16 protein-coding genes are annotated in these 22,447 nt (G+C 66.3%); 7 read left to right on the forward strand and 9 right to left on the reverse strand.

What is annotated here, in order from left to right; translation table 11 throughout:
- The first annotated feature begins 119 nt into the window (after positions 1-119).
- The 3 genes from mshA (at position 120) to ACP4XC_RS17800 (ending at position 4,211) form a co-directional block, all read left to right on the forward strand.
- Positions 120-1,385 carry a D-inositol-3-phosphate glycosyltransferase gene (gene mshA / locus ACP4XC_RS17790; RefSeq protein ID WP_427171979.1) on the forward strand — a complete coding sequence of 422 codons (1,266 nt, stop codon included), beginning with the start codon at positions 120-122 and terminating at the stop codon, positions 1,383-1,385.
- A 73-nt stretch (positions 1,386-1,458) separates the two neighbouring features.
- Positions 1,459-3,147, forward strand: coding sequence for a formate--tetrahydrofolate ligase (locus tag ACP4XC_RS17795; RefSeq protein ID WP_427171981.1), 1,689 nt, complete (start codon positions 1,459-1,461; stop codon positions 3,145-3,147).
- A 152-nt stretch (positions 3,148-3,299) separates the two neighbouring features.
- Positions 3,300-4,211 carry a DUF559 domain-containing protein gene (locus ACP4XC_RS17800; RefSeq protein WP_427171983.1) on the forward strand — a complete coding sequence of 304 codons (912 nt, stop codon included), beginning with the start codon at positions 3,300-3,302 and terminating at the stop codon, positions 4,209-4,211.
- A gap of 101 nt (positions 4,212-4,312) precedes the next feature.
- Here the strand turns inward: ACP4XC_RS17800 and ACP4XC_RS17805 are convergent, their stop codons facing one another.
- The 8 genes from ACP4XC_RS17805 to glmS form a co-directional block, all read right to left on the reverse strand.
- Complete coding sequence (locus ACP4XC_RS17805; protein WP_427171985.1) at positions 4,313-5,398, reverse strand: inositol-3-phosphate synthase; 1,086 nt, start codon at positions 5,396-5,398, stop codon at positions 4,313-4,315.
- Between the two features lie 155 nt (positions 5,399-5,553).
- On the reverse strand, positions 5,554-6,591 hold the full coding sequence (mgrA, locus tag ACP4XC_RS17810; RefSeq protein ID WP_427171987.1) for an L-glyceraldehyde 3-phosphate reductase: 1,038 nt from the start codon (positions 6,589-6,591) through the stop codon (positions 5,554-5,556).
- A 54-nt stretch (positions 6,592-6,645) separates the two neighbouring features.
- On the reverse strand, positions 6,646-8,406 hold the full coding sequence (treZ, locus tag ACP4XC_RS17815; RefSeq protein WP_427171989.1) for a malto-oligosyltrehalose trehalohydrolase: 1,761 nt from the start codon (positions 8,404-8,406) through the stop codon (positions 6,646-6,648).
- Positions 8,407-8,452: 46 nt separating this feature from the next.
- A complete protein-coding gene (gene treY, locus ACP4XC_RS17820) occupies positions 8,453-10,771 on the reverse strand; it encodes a malto-oligosyltrehalose synthase (protein WP_427171991.1) in 2,319 nt (772 codons plus the stop codon).
- Positions 10,768-13,023, reverse strand: coding sequence for a glycogen debranching protein GlgX (glgX, locus tag ACP4XC_RS17825; RefSeq protein ID WP_427171993.1), 2,256 nt, complete (start codon positions 13,021-13,023; stop codon positions 10,768-10,770). Before glgX ends, treY begins: the two co-directional genes overlap by 4 nt.
- A gap of 89 nt (positions 13,024-13,112) precedes the next feature.
- The gene (locus ACP4XC_RS17830) at positions 13,113-14,636 is read right to left on the reverse strand and encodes an NAD(P)H-hydrate epimerase (protein ID WP_427171995.1); all 1,524 of its coding nucleotides are present in this window, start codon (positions 14,634-14,636) and stop codon (positions 13,113-13,115) included.
- A 54-nt stretch (positions 14,637-14,690) separates the two neighbouring features.
- Positions 14,691-15,038: a holo-ACP synthase gene (locus tag ACP4XC_RS17835; RefSeq protein ID WP_427171997.1), complete on the reverse strand. Its 348-nt coding sequence runs from the start codon at positions 15,036-15,038 to the stop codon at positions 14,691-14,693.
- A 4-nt stretch (positions 15,039-15,042) separates the two neighbouring features.
- Positions 15,043-16,935 (reverse strand): glutamine--fructose-6-phosphate transaminase (isomerizing), encoded by a 1,893-nt coding sequence (glmS, locus tag ACP4XC_RS17840; protein ID WP_427171999.1) that lies wholly within the window; start codon positions 16,933-16,935, stop codon positions 15,043-15,045.
- A 125-nt stretch (positions 16,936-17,060) separates the two neighbouring features.
- Here glmS and coaA point away from each other — a divergent pair, with 125 nt between their 5' ends.
- The 3 genes from coaA (at position 17,061) to mscL (ending at position 19,425) form a co-directional block, all read left to right on the forward strand.
- Positions 17,061-18,035, forward strand: a complete 975-nt coding sequence (gene coaA / locus ACP4XC_RS17845) for a type I pantothenate kinase (protein WP_427175154.1) — start codon at positions 17,061-17,063, stop codon at positions 18,033-18,035.
- A gap of 5 nt (positions 18,036-18,040) precedes the next feature.
- On the forward strand, positions 18,041-18,943 hold the full coding sequence (locus tag ACP4XC_RS17850; RefSeq protein ID WP_427172001.1) for a M15 family metallopeptidase: 903 nt from the start codon (positions 18,041-18,043) through the stop codon (positions 18,941-18,943).
- Positions 18,944-19,020: 77 nt separating this feature from the next.
- Positions 19,021-19,425 (forward strand): large conductance mechanosensitive channel protein MscL, encoded by a 405-nt coding sequence (gene mscL, locus ACP4XC_RS17855; protein ID WP_427172003.1) that lies wholly within the window; start codon positions 19,021-19,023, stop codon positions 19,423-19,425.
- A 100-nt stretch (positions 19,426-19,525) separates the two neighbouring features.
- Here mscL and glmM read toward each other — a convergent pair whose 3' ends face one another.
- Positions 19,526-20,884 carry a phosphoglucosamine mutase gene (gene glmM / locus ACP4XC_RS17860; RefSeq protein ID WP_427172005.1) on the reverse strand — a complete coding sequence of 453 codons (1,359 nt, stop codon included), beginning with the start codon at positions 20,882-20,884 and terminating at the stop codon, positions 19,526-19,528.
- 211 nt (positions 20,885-21,095) lie between these two features.
- On the opposite strand from glmM, the gene ACP4XC_RS17865 reads away from it, so the two are divergent.
- Positions 21,096-22,334, forward strand: a complete 1,239-nt coding sequence (locus ACP4XC_RS17865) for a glycosyltransferase (protein WP_427172007.1) — start codon at positions 21,096-21,098, stop codon at positions 22,332-22,334.
- The last annotated feature ends 113 nt before the right edge of the window (positions 22,335-22,447 follow it).

Below are 22,447 nucleotides of genomic sequence, written 5' to 3' on the forward strand. Positions count from 1 at the left end.
CGGCGCCGGGTGGTGGAACGCCTCGGCGCCGCGGGACAACGCCCTCACGCACGGCGTCAAAGCCCTGGCCCGGAGTACTGTTTTATCGAATGCAGTTCCGTCACCAGTAAGGAGAGCCAGTGGCTTTGATCCGCCGAGTCGCGTTCCTCTCCCTGCATACCTCGCCCATGGAACAGCCCGGCTCCGGAGATGCCGGGGGCATGAACGTGTACGTCCGGGCACTGGCCTCGGCCCTGGCCGAACTGGGGGTGGAGGTGGAGATCTTCACGCGCTCCACCTCGTCCGGACAGCCCGCCGTCGAACATCCCGATCCCGGCGTCTGCGTCCACAACGTCATTTCCGGCCCCCCACGGAAACTGCCCAAGGAGGAGCTGCCCGAACTCCTGCACAGCATGGTGGCCGAGATTGAGCGCATCCGCCAACGGCAGCCGCACGGCCGCTACGACCTCATCCATTCCCACTACTGGGTATCGGGGGTTGCCGGGCTGGAGCTGTCCAGATTATGGGACATTCCGCTGGTCCACACCATGCACACCATGGCCAAGGTCAAGAACCTCCTGCTGAACTCCGGAGAGCAGCCGGAGCCGCGGCGACGCGAGGACGGTGAGCACCGCATCGTGGAGGGCGCGGCCCGGCTGATCGCCAACACCGGCGCCGAAGCCGCCGAGCTGGTCTCGCATTACAACGCGGACTTCGATCACATCGACGTTGCCCCGCCCGGCGTGGACCTCACAGTGTTCACGCCCGCCTTCCGCAGCCGGTCCCGTGCGGAACACAACGTGCCGCCCGGGAAGTTCCATCTCCTGTTCGCCGGCCGCATCCAGCGGCTCAAGGGCCCGCAGATCCTGATCGAGGCCGCGTCCCTGCTCCGTTCCCGCCGCCCGGACATCGACCTCCAGATCACCATCCTCGGTGCCCTAAGCGGCGCCAGGGACTTCGATCTGAAGTCCCTGATCGGCAACGCCGGAATAAACGACGTCGTCACGCACCACCCGCCGGTCAACGCGCCCGAACTGGCCGGCTGGTACCGGTCCGCCGACGTCGTCGTGATGCCCTCCTATAGCGAATCGTTCGGCCTCGTGGCGCTGGAAGCCCAGGCCTGCGGGACGCCGGTAGTCGCCACCCGGGTGGGCGGGCTCTCGCGGGCCATCTTCCACGGCAGGACCGGACTGCTCGTGGACGGGCACAAGGCCGCGGACTGGGCCGACGCCTTGGAAGCCCTCCATGACGATCCCGGAACCCGGCAGGACATGGGACGCGCCGCCTCCCTTCACGCCCAGAGCTTCGGCTGGCAGCGGACCGCCGCCATTACGCTGGAAAGTTACCATGCCGCCGTCGACCAGTACCTTGGAAACCGCAGAATCCCGGTGGGCCACACGCCGTAAGCCGGGCCGCGCCGGCCCGGCTCCCCGGGAGCGGGATGGCGCATCCCCTGAAGCCACGAACTGAAGGACAAAGATGCCTGACCCGAACAACGTGTTGAGTGACCTGGAGATCGCACAGCGGGCCGTGATGAGGCCGGTCGCGGAAGTCGCGGCCGCCGCGGGCATCAACCCCGAGGCGCTGGAGTTCTACGGGCGCTACAAAGCCAAGATCGATCCCGCCAGGCTCACGACTCCGGCCAAGGCGCCAGGCAAAGTGGTGCTGGTGTCCGCGATGTCGCCCACCCCGGCCGGAGAGGGCAAATCCACCACCACTGTGGGGCTGGCCGATTCGCTGGCCCGCGCCGGACGCAAGGTGATGATCGCGCTGCGGGAGCCCTCCCTTGGCCCCATCCTCGGCATGAAGGGCGGCGCCACCGGCGGAGGCTTCTCCCAGGTGCTGCCCATGGATGAGATCAACCTCCACTTCACCGGCGATTTCCACGCCATCACCTCCGCGAACAATGCCCTGATGGCGCTGGTGGACAACCATATCTTCCAGGGGAACGAACTGAACATCGATCCGCGCCGGATGACGTTCAAACGGGTGCTGGACATGAACGACCGGGCACTGCGCGAAGTGGTGATCGGCCTGGGCGGCCCGGCACAGGGGGTTCCCCGGCAGGACGGCTTCGATATCACGGTGGCCTCCGAGGTCATGGCCGTCTTTTGCCTGGCCACGGACATCCCGGACCTGCGGGCCCGGCTGGGGCGCATCACCTTCGGCTACACCTACAACCGTGAGCCGGTGACAGTGGCGGATCTGGGCGTCCAGGGTGCCCTGACCTTGCTGCTCAAGGACGCCATCAAGCCCAACCTGGTGCAGACGATCGCGGGCACGCCGGCCCTGGTGCACGGAGGCCCGTTCGCCAACATCGCTCACGGCTGCAACTCGCTGATCGCCACGCAGACCGCCCGCCGGCTCGCGGACATCGTGGTTACCGAGGCGGGCTTCGGCGCTGACCTGGGCGCCGAAAAGTACATGGACATCAAGGCGAGGGTGGCGGATGTGGCACCGTCCGCCGTCGTGCTCGTGGCAACCGTCAGGGCGCTGAAGATGCATGGCGGGGTGGCCAAGGACCGGCTCAAGGAACCCAATGTCGAGGCCCTGGCTGCCGGCGTGGCCAACCTGCAGCGGCACATCCGGAACGTGGAGAAGTTCGGCATCATCCCCGTGGTGGCCATCAACAAATTCGCCACCGACACCGCGGAGGAGCTGGACTGGCTGCTGGACTGGTGCGCTGCCGGGGGCGTGCCGGCCGCCGTGGCGGATGTGTGGGGCCGTGGCGGGGGCGGCGACGGTGGCGACCAGCTCGCGGCGAAGGTCCTGGCTGCCCTCGACACGCCGCACCGTTTCCGGCACCTGTATCCGCTGGAGCTGTCCGTGGAGGAGAAGATCCGCACCATTGTGCAGGAGATGTACGGGGCCGACGGAGTCGATTTCTCGGTCCCGGCACTGAAGCGCCTGGCGGAAATTGAGAAGAACGGGTGGTCCGGGATGCCGGTCTGCATGGCGAAGACGCAGTACTCCTTCAGCGACGACGCCACCAAGCTCGGCGCCCCGAAGGGTTTCACGGTGCACGTGCGCGACCTCATCCCCAAGACGGGCGCGGGCTTCATCGTGGCGCTGACGGGCGTCGTGATGACCATGCCCGGGCTGCCGAAGGTCCCCGCGGCGATGCGCATGGACGTCGACGACGCAGGCCAGCCGATCGGCCTCTTCTAGCCTTCCCCCCGACCCACCCCGTCCCCGTCCCTCCCCCGTTGCGCTATCACTTGTGGCTGCCATTCCGGCTGGTTGGGGACCACAAGTGATAGCGCAACAGGGGGTGTGGATAACTTCTGCGGCGCCGCGGCATTCAAGCAACAATGGGGCGCATGCGAGCACCCTCGTCCCTCCCGGCCCATCTGTCTGCAGCCCCGTTCACCGTCCATGAGGCGCGGGCCGCCAGCCTGAGCGCGGCCCGGCTCCGTTCGTCCGACCTCACCACGGCGGGGCGGCTCCTGTATCTGCCCGCCGGATGGGAATTTGAGCTGCGCGGCCTGGCGCGGGCGCTCTCGGCTGCGACGCCGGGCGCGTGGATCTCGCATTTGACGGCCGCAACACTGCAGGGACTGTGGCTTCCGTCCTGGTACCGCGGATGTCCGGAGCTGCATTTGAGTAAGCCCAAGGCGCTGCCCCCGGTTCGGCGCCAGGGTGTTGTGGGGCATACAGTCCTGGCGTTTGAGGATGAAGTGACTGTGCTGGAGGGCATCCGCATCTCCACCCCGGCAAGAACCTGGCTGGACCTGGCCCGCATCGTGCCGTTGGAAGACCTGGTGGCCGTGGGCGACCAAGTGATCAGACGGCCCCGTCCGGAACTCGAGGGCCGCACGGAGCCGTGGGCAACACTTCCGCAGCTGCACCAAATGCTGAGGCGCCACCCCAAGCTCAAGGGAATCGTGAAGGCCCGCGAGGCCGCGGAACTCATCCGGCCCGGCGCCGACTCCGCCCCCGAGACGTTCCTGCGCCTGGCATTGACCGCCGCCGGCCTTCCGGAACCGGAGCTGCGGATTGTCCCGGAGGACCCGTATTCACCCGCTGCGGACCTCGGCTACCGCAAACATCGGGTGGCCATCCAGTACGACGGCGGCCATCACCTCTCGCGCGAACAGCAGTCCCGCGACAATCGCCGCGACGAATCGTTCAACGCCGCGGGCTGGCGGTATTTCAAGTTCAATGCCGACGATCTGGCGGACGATTTCCGCAGTGCCGTGCGCAGGGTCCGGCATGCCCTCCGCGGTCATTAACCGCCGGTTGCCCTATCACTTGGGGCGGCTAAGCCGTGGTCTTGGGGACCAGGAGTGATAGGGCAACCGGGAGGGGCAGGGCGCGGGAACGGGGCGCGGGTTTAGCGCTCCACGTCGCCGCGGATGAAGGCCTCCACCTTGTCACGGGCGAGGTCGTCGTTGAACTGCTCCGGCGGGGACTTCATGAAGTAGCTCGACGCGGAGAGCAGCGGGCCGCCGATGCCGCGGTCCAGGCCGATCTTGGCGGCGCGGATGGCGTCGATGATCACGCCGGCGGAGTTGGGCGAGTCCCAGACCTCGAGCTTGTATTCGAGGGAAACCGGGGCGTCGCCGAAGTTACGGCCTTCGAGGCGGACGAAGGCCCACTTGCGGTCGTCCAGCCACTGGACGTAGTCGGACGGGCCGATGTGGACGTCGCGGGCGGCCAGCTCGGCCTCCACGTTGGAGGTCACGGCCTGCGTCTTGGAGATCTTCTTTGACTCGAGGCGGTCGCGCTCGAGCATGTTCTTGAAGTCCATGTTGCCGCCGACGTTCAGCTGGTACGTGCGGTCCAGGGTGACGCCGCGGTCCTCGAAGAGCTTGGCCATTACCCGGTGCGTGATGGTGGCCCCGATCTGGCTCTTGATGTCATCGCCCACGATCGGCACACCGGCGGCGGTGAACTTGTCGGCCCATGCCTTGGTCCCGGCGATGAAGACCGGCAGGGCGTTGACGAACGCAACGCCGGCATCGATGGCGCACTGGGCGTAGAACTCGGCGGCTTCCTGCGACCCGACCGGCAGGTAGCAGACCATCACGTCAACCTTGGCGTCCTTGAGGGCCTGGACGACGTCGACCGGCTCCTCCGGGGACTGCTCGATGGTTTCGAGGTAGTACTTACCGAGGCCGTCCAGGGTGTGGCCGCGCTGCACGGTCACACCGGTGGGCTCGACGTCGGCGATCTTGATGGTGTTGTTTTCGCTGGCCAGAATGGCGTCGGCCAGGTCAACGCCGACCTTCTTGCCGTCCACGTCGAAGGCTGCAACGAACTCCACGTCGTTGACGTGGTACTTGCCGAACTCCACGTGCATCAGACCCGGAATCGTGGCCTTGGGGTCGGCATCCCGGTAGTAGTGGACGCCTTGGACCAGCGAAGCGGCGCAGTTACCCACACCGACGATTGCAACACGAATCGGATTTGAAGACACGGAACTCCTTTGAGAACAAACTTCAGTGCCCGGCGCGGCCGCACTCTGGTGCGCGACGGCGGCTGATGGGCACGGCGCCATCCGGCGCCCTTGCATTCTAACTAACGGCGCCGGGGCCGCGGTTGTTCCCGGCCGGCCCCGGCGCGTGTATTACGTTACTTCTGCGCCCAGAGATTGATATCGGATTCGACGGCGAACTCGTCGATCGCCCTGAGCTCTTCGGCGGAGAACTTGAGGTTGTCAATGGCGGACAACGTGTCCTCTAGCTGGCGGACGCTGGAGGCGCCCACCAGCGCGGAGGTCACCGGCGTGCCCCTGGGCTGGTCGCGGAGGATCCAGGCCACGGCCATCTGCGCCAGGGACTGGCCGCGGTCCGCCGCGATGTCGTGCAGCCCGCGCACCCGGTCCAGCTTCTCCTCCGTGATGGCCGATTCGGACAGGAACCGGTCCTTGGCTGCCCGCGAATCCGCGGGGATGCCCTTGAGGTAGCGGGAGGTGAGCATGCCCTGGGCCAGCGGGGAGAACGCGATGGAACCGGCGCCCACCTGCTCCAGGACCTCGTACAGGTTGGGCGCACCGTTTTCGGTCCAGCGGTTCAGCATGGAGTAGCTGGGCTGGTGGATCAGCAGCGGGGTGCCCAGTTCCTTCAGGATCCGCGCGGCCTCGATGGTCTGCTCCGGGGTGTAGGAGGAGATGCCCGCGTACAGGGCCTTGCCCGAGCGCACGGCATGATCCAGGGCGCCCATGGTCTCTTCCATCGGGGTTTCGGGGTCCGGCCGGTGGCTGTAGAAGATGTCCACGTAGTCCAGTCCCATGCGCGTTAGGGATTGGTCCAGGCTGGAGAGGAGGTACTTGCGGGAGCCCCATTCCCCGAACGGGCCGGGCCACATGTAGTAACCGGCCTTGGTGGAGATAACCAGCTCGTCCCGGTAGGGCTTGAAATCGTCCTTTAGGTGTCGGCCGAAGTTTGTTTCCGCGGACCCGTCCGGGGGGCCGTAGTTGTTGGCCAGGTCGAAGTGGTTGACGCCGAGGTCGAACGCACGGCGCAGGATGGCGCGCTGTTCGTCGAAACGCTTGTCGTCGCCGAAGTTGTGCCAGAGGCCAAGGGAAATGGCGGGAAGTTTCAGCCCGCTGCGTCCGACGCGGCGGTAGGGCATGGATTCATAGCGGTTCTCCGCTGCCGAATAAGTCATACCCTTCATCCTGCCAGCCCCGGGAACCGCCCGGGGCCGGCATCCATCATGTGGTCATGCGCTGGCGGCGAAAACGGCGGCCGAGTGCCCGGGCAGCGAGAGCTGGCCGCCGTCGAGGCACACGGCGTCGTCCGTTGCCAGCTTCAGGGTCCCCTCGGGGACCTGCAGCTGCAGTTCGTCGGCGGAGAAGTTCAACGCCACCTGCACCTGTCCGCGGCCAAACAGCAGCCAGCGCTCGTCCTCGCTGAAGGCCACCGAGGTCTCGGTGAAGCCCAGCCCGGCCAGTTCCGGAGTGGCCCGGCGCAGCGCCGTCAGTGCCCGGTAGAGGTTCAGGAGACGGGCGTGGTCGCCCTCCCCGGCCTCGGACCAGTTCAGCTTGGACCGGGTGAACGTTTCCGGGTCCTGGGGATCGGGCACGACGGCGGGATCCCACCCCATGCGTTCGAACTCCCGGATCCTTCCTTCCGCGGTGGCCTTGCCGAGTTCCGGTTCCGGGTGGGAGGTGAAGAACTGCCACGGTGTGGAAGCGCCGTATTCCTCGCCCATAAAAAGCATGGGGGTGAACGGCGAGGTCAGCGTCATCACAGCGGCCAGCGCCAAGGGCCCGTACGGCAGGGACTGGGAGAGCCGGTCGCCGGTGGCGCGGTTGCCGATCTGGTCGTGGTTTTGGCTGCACACCACCAGTGCTGCGGGACGGACCAGCCCGGAGTCGATGGGCCGGCCATGGTGGCGCCCGCGGAAGCTGGAGTAGGAGCCGTCGTGGAAGAAGCCGTTCCGCAGGACCTTGGCCAGCGCGCCGAGCGAGTCGAAGTCGCCGTAGTAGCCTGCGGTCTCGCCGCTGACATTCACGTGGACGGCATGGTGGAAGTCATCGCTCCACTGCCCTTCGAGGCCATACCCGTTGACGCCGCGCGGGTAGAGCAGGCGCGGGTTGTTCAGATCCGACTCGGCGATCATGGATACCGGACGCCCTGTCTCGGCGGACACGGCGTCGCCCAGCGCCCCGAACTCCTCCAGCAGGTGAACGGCCCGCTCGTCCTTGAAGGCGTGCACGGCATCGAGGCGCAGGCCGTCCACATGGTAGTCGCGAAGCCACATGGCGGCGTTCTCGAGTATGTACTGACGCACGGTGTCGGAGCCGGGGCCGTCCAGGTTGACCGAGTCACCCCACGTGTTGCCTTCCCCGGACTTAAGATAGGGACCGAACCTGGGCAGGTAATTTCCGCTGGGACCCAGATGGTTGTAGACCACGTCCTGGATGACGCCCAGGCCGGCGGCGTGCGCCGCGTCGACGAAGCGCTGGTAGGCGGCTGGGCCGCCATAGCCCTCATGGACGGTGTACCAGAGCACACCGTCGTAACCCCAGTTATGGGTGCCGTTGAAACCGTTGACCGGCAGGAGCTCCACGAAGTCGACGCCGAGCTCCACCAGGTAGTCCAGCTTCCGGGCGGCGGCCTCCAGTGTTCCCTCCGGGGTGAAGGTGCCCAGGTGGAGCTCGTAGATGACCGCCCCCTGCAGCTCCCTGCCCTGCCATTGCCCGTCCTGCCACTGGTGGGCTGCGGGGTCGAAGGTGCGGGACAACGCGTGGACGCCGTCCGGCTGCCTCCGTGACCGGGGGTCAGGCACCGGGATGGTGTCCGTCCCCAGCAGGTAGCCGTAATCGACGTCGTCCCCGGCGGGGGCGCCCTCGGCCGTCCACCAGCCATCCGTCCGACGGCTCATGGGGAACTTCGTCCCGTCAGCGAGCAGCGTGATGGAGCCGGCTTCCGGCGCCCACACATCAAAGCGCGCAGCGGCGCTTACAGGCAGTGTCATGCGTTGCTCCATTCGTTTGGCGGCCAGGTTCGTTTGGCCGCCGGATTCACTTGGCGGGCACCAGCAGGGCCACGGGGTAGGCCCGGAGGACTTCGGCCACATCCACGGAGCCCGGCCCGAAGCTGGTGCCCGTGAGTTCATCGGTCATGGTGGCGGGCAGGGTAACGGCGGTGTCCCGCCATCCCCCGGCCTGTTGGAGCCGGCGCGGCAACCGGGTGGCGAGGGTGATGGCACCCCCGGCGCCTGCGTCGCTGCCGCGGCTGAACGCGACCAGGTGTCCGCCTGCGGCCCCGGTCGCCGCCACCGGCGCATAGCCGGCAAACAGCTCGGGCCGGTCCCGGCGAAGCCGGAGGGCCCGTGAGGTCACCAGGAGTTTGGCGGCGTCTTCCCCGGCCGACGCCGGACGCTCACCGGCGTCGATCGCGGCGAGGGCGCGCCGCCGTTCGGCAAAGTCCACCGGGCGGCGGTTGTCGGGGTCCGTCAGCGACCGGTCCCAGAACTCGCTGCCCTGATACACATCGGGGATGCCCGGCATGGTCAGTTGCACCAGTTTTGCCGAGAGCGAGTTGGAGGCGCCGTACGGTTCAAGGAGCGCCACGAACGCGTCGAGCTCCGCGCGGACCTTCGGATTGTCAAAGGCGGAGTCGACGGCGGCAGCCAGCTTCTCCTCGAACGCCGCGTTAGGGTCCAGCCAGTCGGTGGAATTCCCGGCCTCCCGCGCGGCCTTGGTGGCATACATCTGCAGGCGGTCACGGTCCGCCGGCCACGCGCCGGCGATGGCCTGCCACAGCAGGCTGGCCAGCGGGCCGTCGGGCAGCGGCGCCAGTTCCTGGAAGCGGCCCAGTGCACGTTCCCACTCGGAGGTGAACTCCGATATCGCCGAGATCCGCGCCCTGGTGTCCTCGCTGCGCTTTGTGTCGTGGGTGCTCAGCGTGGTCATGGAGAGCGGCAGCCGGGATTCGCGCAGCGCCATGCGGCGATGGAATTCCTCGGGGTCCACGGCGAACTCCGTGGGGTCCGCCCCCACCTCGGTCAGGGTGCCCAGGCGCGTGTAGCGGAAGAACGCGGTGTCCTCCACGCCCTTGGCCATGACCATGCCGGAGGTCTGCTGGAAGCGGATGGCCAGCGGGGAGCCGGCGTCCAGGAGCAACGGCTCCAGGTCCCGCACGGCGCTGCCGAGGTCGGGGCGCCTCCGGATGGCGAGCGCGCAGGCCTCCCGGAGGATGTCCGCGCCCTCGGGCAGATAGGTGCGGTAGACGGGGAAGGCTGCGATGATCTCGGAGATCGCGTCGGCAGCCACCTCGGGTTCCGGCGCCGACCGGGCCGACAGCAGCCGGCCCAGCCGGAGCATCTCCGAATGCAGGATCCCGTCGGTGATCCTGCGCTTGGTGCCGCGGATCATGTCCTCGTAATCGGCTGGCTCCCCACCGCGCAGCCTGCCGTCAAGCTGATCCAGGGCCTTCTGCGCCTCGGCATCAACAAAGAGCCGGTCCACGTCCGCCAGGGCGTCGTAACCGGTGGTTCCCTCGCATTCGAAGGAGGCCGGCAGCTCCTCCCCCGGCTCCAGGATCTTCTCGATCAGCAGGTAGGCGCCTCCCGTGGCTTCGCGGAGCCGGCGGAGGTAACCTTCGGGATCGGCCAGGCCATCCGGGTGGTCGATCCGCAGTCCGTCGGCCAGGCCTTCGCGGAACCACCGGAGGACCTCGGCATGGGCCTCGTCGAATACCCGCGGGACCTCCACCTTGATGCCAGCAAGCGTGTTGACCGCAAAGAACCGGCGGTAGTTGAGGTCATAGTCCGCACGGCGCCATCCGATGAGCTCATAGTGCTGCCGGGCATGGACGTCGCGCGGATCGTCCCCGGCGGTGTAGCTACCCTCCGCCAGTGGGAACCGGTGGTCGTAGTACCGCAGTTCGCCATCGCGGACTTCGAGCTTGTCCAGGTCGTCGTCGCTGCCCAGAACGGGGAGCCTGACGCGTCCCCCCGCGAAGTCCCAGTCGACGTCGAACGCCTCAGCGTACGGCGACTGCCGGCCTTCCTTGAGCAGCGACCACCACCAGGGGTTCTGGTGCGGGGACGCCACCCCCACGTGGTTCGGCACGATATCCACCAGCACTCCCATCCCCGCATCCCGGGCAGCCCGGGAAAGCGCGGCCAGGCCTTCGGGGCCGCCGCGGTCGGGATCCACCTTGGAAGGGTCGGTCACGTCGTAGCCGTGGTCCGAGCCCTTCTCGGCAGTGAGGATGGGGGAAAGGTAGACCCAGTCCACACCCAGGTTGTGCAGGTATTCCACCGTGTCGGCGGCATCCTGGAGCGTAAACCCTGGGCGGATCTGGAGCCGGTACGTGGAGGCGGGTGTCCTCATTCTGCTGTTTTGCCCTTCGACGTGACCTTCTTGGTGTGCGCCCGTTCCGGGATGATCGGACTGGTCAAGGCGGCGGTTTCACTGGTGGTGGTTTGTGACAGCGCCGCCAGGGAGGCAGCCACCGAGTGGTCCGGTTCAACTTCCGGCACGCTGTGGGCACGGAGCACCACGAGGGACTTGGCGTCCACGGGAAGGATGCCGCCCGCGTCCACCGGTTCGGTGTCGGCGTTGTGCCCGGCGGTGTCGATGATGATGTCCCAGGCCGGGGCGTACTCGTCCGAGGGCAGCGTGAACTTCACTTCGTCGTCGTGCGCGTTGAAGTAGAGCACGAAGTTGACGTCGGTGATGCGCCGGCCGCGCTCATCGCGGCCCTGGATCCCGTCGCCGTTGAGGAACATGCCCACGGAACGGCCGAACCCGCTGTCCCAGTCCTCCGGTTTCATGGTGCTGCCGTCAACATCCAGCCATTCGATATCCGGCAGCCGCTCGCCTTCGCCACGCAGAACCGGCCTTCCATCGAAGAAGCGGCTGCGCCTGAAAGTGGGGTGCTTATGCCGCAGCGCGTTGACCGCGGCGGTGAACTCCACGAGGGGCTGGTCAACGGCATCCCAGTTCACCCAGGTCAGTGGCGAGTCCTGGCAGTAGCCGTTGTTGTTGCCCTGCTGGGTGCGGCCCATCTCGTCCCCGTGCAGGAGCATCGGGACGCCCTGGGAAAGGAGCAGCGTGGCGATGAAGTTGCGCTGCTGGCGGGCCCGCAGTCCGAGGACGACCGGGTCCTCGGTGGGGCCCTCCGCTCCACAGTTCCAGGAGCGGTTGTGGGACTCGCCGTCGTTGTTGTCTTCGCCGTTGGCCTCGTTGTGCTTCTCGTTGTAGGAGACAAGGTCGGACAGGGTGAAGCCGTCGTGGGCGGTGACGAAGTTGATGGACGCCACGGGCCGGCGGCCGGAGTGCTCGTAGAGGTCGGCCGAGCCGGTGATCCTGGAGGCGAACTCGCCCAGGGTTGCCGGTTCGCCGCGCCAGAAATCACGGACGGTGTCGCGGTACTTGCCGTTCCATTCCGTCCACTGGGGCGGGAAGTTGCCCACCTGGTAGCCGCCGGGTCCCACGTCCCACGGCTCGGCGATGAGCTTGACCTGGGACACCACCGGGTCCTGCTGGATGAGTTCGAAGAACGTCGACAGTTTGTCCACGTCATAGAATTCGCGGGCCAGCGTGGAGGCGAGATCGAACCGGAAGCCGTCCACGTGCATCTCGGTCACCCAGTAACGGAGGGAGTCCATCAGCAGCTGCAGCGAGTGCGGGTGGCGGACGTTCAGGGAGTTGCCGGTGCCCGTGTAGTCCATGTAGTGCTTGAGGTCATCGTCAACCAGCCGGTAGTAGGCGGCGTTGTCGATGCCCTTGAACGAGAGGGTGGGGCCGAGGTGGTTTCCTTCGGCGGTGTGGTTGTACACCACGTCCAGGATGACCTCGATGCCGGCCTGGTGCAGCGAGCGGACCATGGCCTTGAAGTCCTGGACCTGCTGGCCGGCGTCGCCGGTGGAGCTGTAGCTGTTGTGCGGGGCGAAGAAACCGATGGTGTTATAGCCCCAGTAGTTGTTCAGGCCCTTGTCTTCCAGGATGCCGTCATTGACGAACTGGTGCACCGGCATCAGCTCGATGGCCGTGACGCCCAGCTTCTGCAGGTGGGAGACCACGGCGGGATGCGCCACGCCGGCGTAGGTGCCGCGCTGGTCTTCGGGCACCTCGGGGTGCAGTTCGGTCAGGCCCTTGACGTGCGCCTCGTAGATGACGGATTTGTGGTACGGAATCCGGAGGTTATGATCGCCCTCCCAGTCGAAGAACGGGTTGATGACCACGCCCATCATCATGTGCGGAGCTGAGTCGGCGTCGTTCCGCGACTCCGGGTCTCCCATGTTGTAGGAGAACAGTGCGGGGTCCCAGTCGATCTGGCCGTGGACTGCCTTCGCGTAGGGGTCCAGGAGCAGCTTGTTCGCGTTGAACCGTTCGCCTGCCTCCGGGTTGTAGGGTCCGTGGACACGGTAGCCGTAGCGCTGGCCCGGCAGGATGTGCGGCAGGTAGCAGTGCCACACGTAGCCGTCCACCTCCAGCAGTTCGATCCGGGTTTCGGTTCCGGCATCATCGAAGAGGCACAGTTCCACCTTGTCGGCCTTCTCGCTGAATAGCGCAAAGTTCGTGCCGGTGCCGTTAAAAGTGGCTCCCAGCGGGTATGCCGATCCGGGCCAGACTTCCATGTGTTCTCCTCGTGCGTGCGGATTATCTCTAGACAGACTACTAGTAAGTAGGTTTAGTACTTATGCTGTGGGCGCAACCGGCGGCTTAGTTACAAGGAACGCATCACCTCGGGGACGCTGTGGGCGATCGCTCCGGCTGTCACCGGGCCGCCCGCCGATGCGAGCGAACCCGCGCGGCCGTGCAGGCTGGCGGCCAGGGCTCCAAGCGCGGCCCACCTGTGCTCCGCGGCGATGCCGCAGGCGGCAAAAGCGGCCTCGCTGTCGCCGTGCTGCGCCAGCAGCGAGCCGAGGATGCCGGCGAGCACGTCGCCGCTTCCGGCGGTGGCCATCCAGGGGGTTGCCTCCGCCTGGCTGAAGACCGCGCCGGAGGGAGCCGCCACGAGGGTGGTGGCGCCCTTGAGGAGCACGGTGGCTCCGCTCCGTGCCGCGGCTCCGCGCACGGCGGCGAGGGTTGAACCATCCACGCCCGCGCGCCCAAGTTCTGCCCCGTAGCGTTCCATCAGCCGGGCCAGCTCTCCGGAGTGGGGTGTGAGCACCACGTGCGGTGCCAGCGCCTCGGGCAGCGCCGGCAGCGCGCCGGCGTCGGCGGCCACAGCGAGCCCGGTGTCCACGGCGTCCCGCACCCGCTGAAGCTGTTCGTGGGCATCGTCGGCAATGCCGGAGCCCACAACCCATGCCTGGACGTGGGCGTCGGCCACGTTGTCGGGTCCGCATACGACTTCCGGGCACGCGTGGCGGACCAGCTCCGTGGGTTCTTGCGGCCCCAGGTAGCGCACCATTCCCGCCCCAGCGGCGAGGGCTCCCCGGCAGGCCAGCACGGCGGCGCCGGGGTAGGCCTGGGAGCCGGCGATTACCCCCACCACTCCGCGGGAATACTTGTGGGAGCGGCGGGCGGGCTGGGGCAGCAGACGGGCCAGGTCGGCCGTCTCGAGCCTGCGCAGCGCCGGTTCCGGCAGTTCGTCCTCGATGCCGATGGGAATCACCACCACCCGGCCCGCGTGGTCGGCTCCGGGATCGGCCAGGAGTCCGGCCTTGGCGCCGCCGAAGGTGACGGTGAGCGCCGCCGTGAGAACCGGGGCGTTGGCCTCGCCGGTGTCAGCGTCCACGCCACTGGGGATGTCGCAGGCAACCACGAATCCGGCAACCGCAGCCCGATTGCCCTGAAGCCGCTCCACGAGCTGGGCAGCGGGGCCGCGAAGTCCGCCTTGGGCCCCTGTTCCCAGGACCGCATCGATCACGACGTCGGCGCGCGCGGCTGTTGCTGCCAGCTCGGCCACGTTGTACTCCGAGAGACAGTGGAGGCGCCCGCCGGCGCGTTCCAGTGCCGCAAGGCCGCCGGCGTGCCCCTCACCGGCTGTGAGGACCGCCGTCGCGCGCATTCCGCGGCCGGCAAGCATGGCCGCGGCGAACAAGCCGTCTCCGCCGTTGTTGCCTTTTCCGGCGAGCACCACCACGCTGGCGCCGTAGGGGCGGATCCCGCGTGTTTTCAGTTCGCGGACCACCGCGTTCGCCAGCCCATAGGCGGCCCGCTGCATCAGAACAGCGCCCGCACCGGCACTGAGATAGGGCTTTTCAGCCTGGCGTATCTGGCTTCCGGTGTAGGCGCTGATCATGGTTCAGTCCAATCGGTGCTCGGTTGGTGCGGGGACCGTCAAACGGAGCTGCGCTCAGCCCTCGGCGATAACGGTGGCCGTTGCAATCCCGCCGTCGTGGCTGATGGAGAGGTGCCAGCGCTTAACGCCCTTTGCCTCGGCCACGGCCAACACTGTGTCCTTGACCTGGACCGTGGGTCCGTTCTGGTCCAGTCCGATCCAGCAGTCCTGCCAGTTCATGCCGGCCGGGGCCCCCAGAACCTTGGCCACCGCTTCCTTGGCGGCAAAGCGTGCGGCCAGGGACCGGGTGTTCAGTTCCCGCTCGGCAGGGACGAACAGCCGGTCCCGAAGGCCCGGTGTCCGCTCCAGCTGACGGCCGAACCGCTCAATGTCTACGACGTCTACGCCAATGCCAACAATCATGCGGTTATTCTACGGTCACGCTCTTGGCCAGGTTGCGTGGCTGGTCCACGTCGTAACCCTTGGCCGTGGCAAGTTCGGCGGCGAAGATCTGCAGCGGCACGGTGGCCAGCAGGGGCGCCAGGAGCGTGGGCGTCTCCGGAATGTAGAAGACGTGCTCGGCGTAGGCCTTCACTGCCTCGTCTCCCTCTTCGGCGATGACGATCGTCTTGGCTCCGCGGGCGCGGACTTCCTGGATGTTGGAGACCACCTTGGCGTGCAGGGAGTTCCTTCCCCGCGGGGACGGAACGATCACGAAGACCGGCTGGCCCTCCTCGATCAGCGCGATGGGGCCGTGCTTGAGCTCACCGGCGGCAAAGCCCTCCGCGTGGATGTAGGCCAGTTCCTTGAGCTTGAGCGCGCCTTCCATGGCCACCGGGAAGCCGACGTGGCGGCCCAGGAACAGCACGGACTTGGAGTTCGCCATGGAGCGGGCGAGCTCCTTGATCTGGTCCTCGTTGTCGAGGATCTGCTGGATCTTCGCCGGGATCTTGCCCAGGTCGGCCAGGATGTCCTTGATCTCGCCCTGGAACTTGTTCCCGCGCAGCTGGGCCAGGTACAGGCCCAGCAGGTAGGCGGCCGTGATCTGGGCCAGGAAGGCCTTGGTGGAGGCCACCGCGATCTCCGGACCGGCGTGCGTGTACAGCACGGCGTCGGATTCACGCGGGATCGTGGAGCCGTTGGTGTTGCAGATGGAGAGCGTCTTGGCGCCCTGTTCCTTCGCGTACCGGAGGGCCATCAGGGTGTCCATGGTCTCCCCGGACTGGGAAATGGACACGATCAGGGTGTTCTCATCCACGATCGGGTCGCGGTAACGGAACTCGTGGCTGAGCTCCACCTCGGTGGGGATCCGGCACCAGTGCTCAATGGCGTACTTGGCCACCTGGCCGGCGTACGCGGACGTGCCGCAGGCCAGCACGATGATCTTGTCGATGGCCTTCAGGTGCTCGGGGTCGATGCGCATTTCATCGAGCGTGAGCTTCCCGTCCAGGTCCGAACGGCCCAGCAGGGTGTTGGCCACGGCGTCGGGCTGGTCGTGGATTTCCTTTTCCATGAAGGACGGGAAGCCGCCCTTCTCCGCGGAGGCCGGGTCCCAGTCCACATGGTATTCCTTCCCCTGCGCCGGAGCGCCGAAGAAGTCCGTGATCTCCACGGAGTCCGCGGTGATGGTGACGATCTGGTCCTGGCCCAGCTCCACCGCGCGGCGGGTGTAGTCGATGAACCCGGAGACATCCGAGCCCAGGAAGTTCTCCCCCTCGCCCAGGCCCACCACCAGCGGAGAGTTACGGCGGGCGGCCACCACCACGTCGGGCTGGTCGGCGTGCACCGCAAGCAGGGTGAACGCGCCCTCAAGGCGCTGGCAGGCCAGCTGCATGGCCTTGGTCAGGCCGCCGTTGGAGGCATCCCCCTTCAGCTCGTCACGGAAGATGTCACCGATCAGGGCCGCGGCCACCTCGGTGTCCGTCTCGGACGCGAACGTGGTTCCCTTGGCCACGAGCTCCTGCTTGAGCTCGGCGAAGTTTTCAATGATCCCGTTGTGGATCAGCGCCAGCTTCCCGCCATCTGAGAGGTGCGGGTGCGCGTTACGGTCGGTCGGGCCGCCGTGGGTTGCCCAGCGCGTGTGGCCAATGCCTGTCACGGAATCCGGGAGCGGCCGTTCCTCCAGCTCCGTCAGAAGATTGCTCAGCTTCCCGGACTTCTTGCGTGAGGAGATCACTCCATCCGCAACCACCGCCACGCCCGCAGAATCATATCCGCGGTACTCCAGGCGCCGAAGTCCTTCAAGGACAACATCCAACGCGTTGTGTCCACCATTTACCCGGCCAGAAGAATGGCCTACGTATCCTACGATTCCACACATAGAGCCAAGCTTATATGGCGGAGCGGGCGCCCGACGTCGGATCCGCGCTGTGAGCGGGATGTTGCGGCCTGCATCGGCGCGGTTCCGGCGTCCCCCATTTCGCTCTCAGCGTCGCGGAGGGCAGAATCACTAACGTGACTTTGCAACGCAACGAAGCGAACGGCGAGGGTGTCTCCCCGTTCGTGGAGCTGGACCGCCAGACCTGGTCCCGGCTCGCAGCCCAGATGGAACAGCCCCTGAACGAGGAGGATGTGATCCGTCTCCGAGGGCTGGGTGATCCGCTGGACATGAAGGAGGTCCGCGAGGTCTACCTGCCGCTGTCGCGGCTGCTGCACCTGTACGTTGAGGCTGCCGGTCAGCTGCACGCGGCCACCACCACGTTCCTGGGGGAACAAACCCAGCGCACACCCTTTGTTATTGGTGTGGCCGGCTCGGTGGCCGTGGGCAAGTCCACCATCGCCCGCGTGCTGCGCGAAATGCTTCGCCGCTGGCCCGGCACCCCCAACGTGGAACTCATCACCACGGACGGGTTCCTGTACCCGCTGGCCGAGCTCAAGCGCCGCCAGCTCCTGGACCGCAAGGGCTTCCCCGAATCCTACGACCGCCGTGCGCTGCTGCGCTTCGTCAGCGAGATCAAGGGCGGGGCCGAGGAAGTCCGCGCTCCGTGGTATTCCCACGTCACATATGACATTGTGCCGGGCAAGGAAGTGGTGGTCCGCCGGCCCGACGTGCTCATCGTTGAAGGCCTCAACGTCCTGGCGCCCGCACGGCCGCGCCACGACGGCAGGCAGGGCCTGGCCCTGAGCGACTTCTTCGACTTTTCCATCTATGTGGACGCCAAGACCTCCTACATCGAGGAGTGGTACGTGGACCGGTTCCGTAAGCTGCGCACCACCGCCTTCGCCCAGCCGGAATCCTACTTCCACCGGTACGCCACGCTCTCCGATGAGGAGGCTGAACTGACGGCCAGGGACATCTGGAAGCGCATCAACGAGCCCAACCTTGAGGAAAACGTGCTTCCCACCCGCGGCCGGGCCCAGCTGGTGCTCACCAAGGAAGCGGATCACTCGATCCGCCGGATGCTGTTGAGGAAGGTCTAGCACGGGTGTGCCAGAACAAGGCCGCCGGGGACGCTTTGCTCCCCGGCAGACGCGCCGTCAGTAAGCTGCTGGCAGCCGGCGCGGGCTTGGCCGCCCTGGCGGCCTGCACGCCCGACGGCGGCACGGCGCCGCCGTCGTCGTCGTCCGCCCCAACCGGTTCGGCCAGCCCGGCCCCCTCCGCCTCAGGGACCGGCTCCCTGTCTCCTTCGGAGCCGCCGTCCGCTGTGCCGCCGTCCGCGCCTGCCACGACGGCCCCGCCGGCACCGGCCCCCAGCCCCACCTCGCCCGCCGCCGCGTTGCCCAAGCAGTTCTCCCTGACAGACCCCACCAGCCCGTGGGTGGTGGTCAACAAACGGCGGCCGCTCTCCCCCGCCGGCTACGTGCCTGCCGACCTCGTCCAGCCCAACATCCGGCTGGCCGTCTCGGGGGAAGCGGCGCAGCTGAACAGCACGACGGCGGCTGCCGCGGAACAGCTGTTCGCCGCGGCAGCAGGTGACGGGGTGGTGATGACCCTCGCCAGCGGGTACCGCTCGTACGACACACAGGTGAGCACCTACAACAGCTACGTGAGTTCACGCGGCCAGGCGGAAGCGGACACCGCCTCGGCCAGGCCCGGCTTCTCCGAGCACCAGACGGGGTGGGCCTTCGACATCGGCGATGGCGGCGGGGCCTGCGCGTTCCAGCCCTGCTTTGCCGATCAGCCCGCGGCGGTGTGGGCCAAGGCCAATGCCCACCGCTTCGGATTCGTGGTCCGCTACCCCTGGATGCAGCAGGAGATCACCGGGTACTACTACGAGTCCTGGCACCTGCGGTATGTCGGCGTGGAGGCAGCCATGGACATGTCCACGCGCGGCATCGAAACGCTCGAACAGTATTTCGGCCTGGAAGCTGCGCCAGGGTACCTGTAGGGCGGGGACCCCCGACACACCTTGGAAATTACCCGCTTGTCACACCGCGTTCACGGTGCGGGCCTACGGTGGGTGTCATGCTCACTGGATTCAAGAATTTCATCATGAAGGGCAACGTCGTAGACCTTGCCGTCGCCGTCGTGATCGGTACCGCTTTTAGCGCCGTGGTCACGGCCCTGGTCCAAAGCGTTCTTATGCCGTTCATTGCGGCTCTGGTGGGATCGCCCAACTTCGACAGCTTCGGCGTCGTCACCCTCAACGGAAACGACATCAAATTCGGTGTCCTGCTGACGGCAATCGTGAACTTCGTCCTGATAGCGGCAGCCATTTACTTCGTCATCGTTTTGCCCATGAACCATATGATCGAACGCCGCAACCGCCGCCTTGGAATCAATGCCAATGTCAAGGAAGAGGCGGCCGAGGATCCCCACATCGCGCTGCTCACCGAAATCCGCGACTCGCTCCGGGCGCCACGGCCCTAACGCCGGGCTGATTCAAGCATCGGCCATCAACGAAAAAGTGGTCCGCCCCGGCAGGAGGTGGACCACTTTCTGGTTTGTCTTCAGCGCTGCGAAAGCCGGTTCAGCGAGCCGGCGCCACAGCGAGGCGCTCTTCCACCACGGCGGCGAGCTGACGGCAGATGCGTTCAGCGGTGGGCATGTCCGCCGCTTCAACCATCACGCGGACCAGGGACTCGGTTCCGGAGGGCCTGAGCAGCACGCGGCCGGTCTCTCCGAGTTCCTCGGAGGCGCGGGCAACTGCGGCCAGGACGCCCTCGTCGGTGCCGGCGCGGGACTTGTCCACGTCCTTGACGTTGATCATCAGCTGCGGAAGCTTCGTCATCACCTTTGCCAGCTCTTTCAGCGGCTTCCCGGTCATGGCTACCTGCGCTGCAAGCTGGAGCCCAGTGAGGAGTCCGTCTCCCGTGGTGGCGTGGTCGGCGAAGATGACGTGGCCGGACTGCTCACCGCCCAGGTTGAAGCCGCCGTCGCGCATTTCCTCAAGCACGTAGCGGTCACCCACGGCCGTTTCCCGGATGGTGATGCCAGCTTCGCGGAGGGCGATTTTCAGCCCGAGGTTGCTCATGACGGTGGCCACCAGGACGTTGTCTTTGAGTTTTCCGGACGCCTTCAGCGCCAGGGCCAGGATGGCCATGATCTGGTCGCCGTCCACCTCGTTTCCTTCGTGGTCGATCGCCAGGCAGCGGTCGGCGTCGCCGTCGTGGGCGATTCCGAGGTCGGCGCCGTTCTCCACCACAGCCTGTTTCAGCGACTCAAGGTGGGTGGACCCCACGCCGTCGTTGATGTTGAGTCCGTCCGGCTCGGCGCCGATGACCACGATGTCCGCGCCGGCGTCGTTGAAGAGCTGCGGCGAGCAGCCGCTGGCGGCGCCGTGGGCGCAGTCGATGACCACTTTCAGGCCATCAAGCCGGTGCGGCAGCGTGCCGAGCAGGTGCACGATATAGCGGTCCTCGGCGTCGGCAAACGTCTGGATTCGCCCGACATCCCGCCCTGTGGGGCGAATTGGTTCCCGCCCCAGCTGTCCCTCAATGGCGTCTTCGACCTCGTCGGGCAGTTTCTGGCCGCCCTTGGCGAAGAACTTGATGCCGTTGTCCGGTGCGGGGTTGTGGGAGGCGGAGATCATTACGCCGAAATCCGCGTTGAGGTCGGCCACAAGGTAAGCGGCGGCGGGCGTGGGCAATACGCCGGCGTCGTAGACATCGATCCCGGAGCTCGAGAGTCCCGCGGAGACGGCGGCCGAGATGAACTCACCGCTGGCGCGCGGGTCGCGGGCCACCACGGCGCGGGGCCGTGTTCCGTTGGTACTGCGTTCGTGGCCGAGCACGACGGCGGCGGCCTGAGCCAGCTGCATCGCCAGCTCCGCGGTGAGCAGGCCGTTAGCCAAGCCCCGGACACCATCTGTTCCAAATAATCTAGACATCGGCTCAATCTTAGACGATGGAGGTCCCGGGGGCCGGGATCCGGTCTGGCGATGCCGCCACGCCAGTGGTCTGGCGGGTGGACCGACGGCGTCGGGTACTACGCGAAATCGGCCGCGAAGCGACCTACGATTACTTGTTTAGTGCGTGTCGGTACTCGACTTTGCCAATAACCCTCGCCTGCCATTCAATCGCCCCTCTACTATTCGAGGCATGACACCTAGCTCTGGGGGCTTGGCGCTCGAAATCGTGGTACCGGTCTTTAACGAAGAACTGGTACTCGAAAAAAGCATCACGAAGCTCGCGAATTATTTAATGCACGAAATGCCTTCGACGTGGCAAATCACAATCGCGGACAATGCCAGCACGGACAATACGCCAGCTATTGCCCGCCGTTTGGCGGCACAGTTGCCGAATGTGGTTCATCGCCGGCTTGAGGTCAAGGGACGCGGCTTCGCGCTGAGGGATGCATGGAGCGCATCCTCAGCCAAGGTTCTTGCGTATCTCGACGTTGATCTGTCGACAGATCTTGCTGCGTTGCCGCCGCTTGTGGCTCCGCTCTTGTCCGGGCATTCGGACATTTCCATCGGGACGAGGCTCGGCCAAAGTTCGAGGGTCAGCCGCGGGCCGAAACGCGAGTTTATTTCGCGGTCCTATAACTTTCTCCTAAGACGAACTATGCAGGTGAACTTCTCCGATGCCCAATGTGGCTTTAAGGCCATCCGGTCCGAGGTGGCTCACAGGCTACTGCCCCATATAGAGGACAACGGCTGGTTCTTCGACACTGAACTGCTGATCATCGCAGAGCGCTCCGGGCTTCGGATCCACGAGATTCCAGTGGATTGGGTGGACGACCCCGACAGTCGTGTGGACATTAAGCAGACAGCGCTTGACGACCTAAGGGGCCTTGTCCGGGTGGGCAGTGCGCTGGTGAAGGGCACCATTCCCGTGCAGGCGATATACGCAGAGTTGGGCCGCAGGCCCATCGTCGCGCCCGGCCGGCCAAGCTTCTTCGGGCAGGTCCTTCGATTCGGTCTGGTCGGAGCTGCGTCCACCATCGCTTTCGCGCTGCTCTATCTTGTTCTTCAGGGTCCGTTCGGGGCCCAACAGGCAAACTTCGTGGCATTGCTCGTGACCGCAGTCGGGAACACGGCGGCGAATCGCCGGTTCACGTTTGGAATCACCGGTCCCCTGCGTCTATTTACTCAACAGATTCAAGGGCTTGTGGTCTTCACGCTCGCGTGGTTCATCACGTCCTCGTCCCTGGCTGTTCTTCATACCGTGTATCGGGACGCCGCTCCGAGCCATGAACTCATGGTCCTCACCGGGGCCAACATTCTCGCCACCCTAATGAGGTTTGTCCTACTCCGTATTTGGGTGTTCCGCGTAGGGCGCCATAATGAGCGAGCCATCGTAAGTGCGCCACGAACCTCTGCGAAGCCCGCGCTATGACCGCCACAGAGGCTCGACCGATAAAGCACACACCCAAACGCGCGGCCGCTACTTGGAAACGGGTGGCGGGTCAAACCAAGAAATTTATGCGGGGGCCAGCGGGAAGCCCTCCA

The sequence above is a fragment of the Arthrobacter sp. 92 genome, assembly GCF_050260325.1.
Classification (GTDB): domain Bacteria; phylum Actinomycetota; class Actinomycetes; order Actinomycetales; family Micrococcaceae; genus Arthrobacter.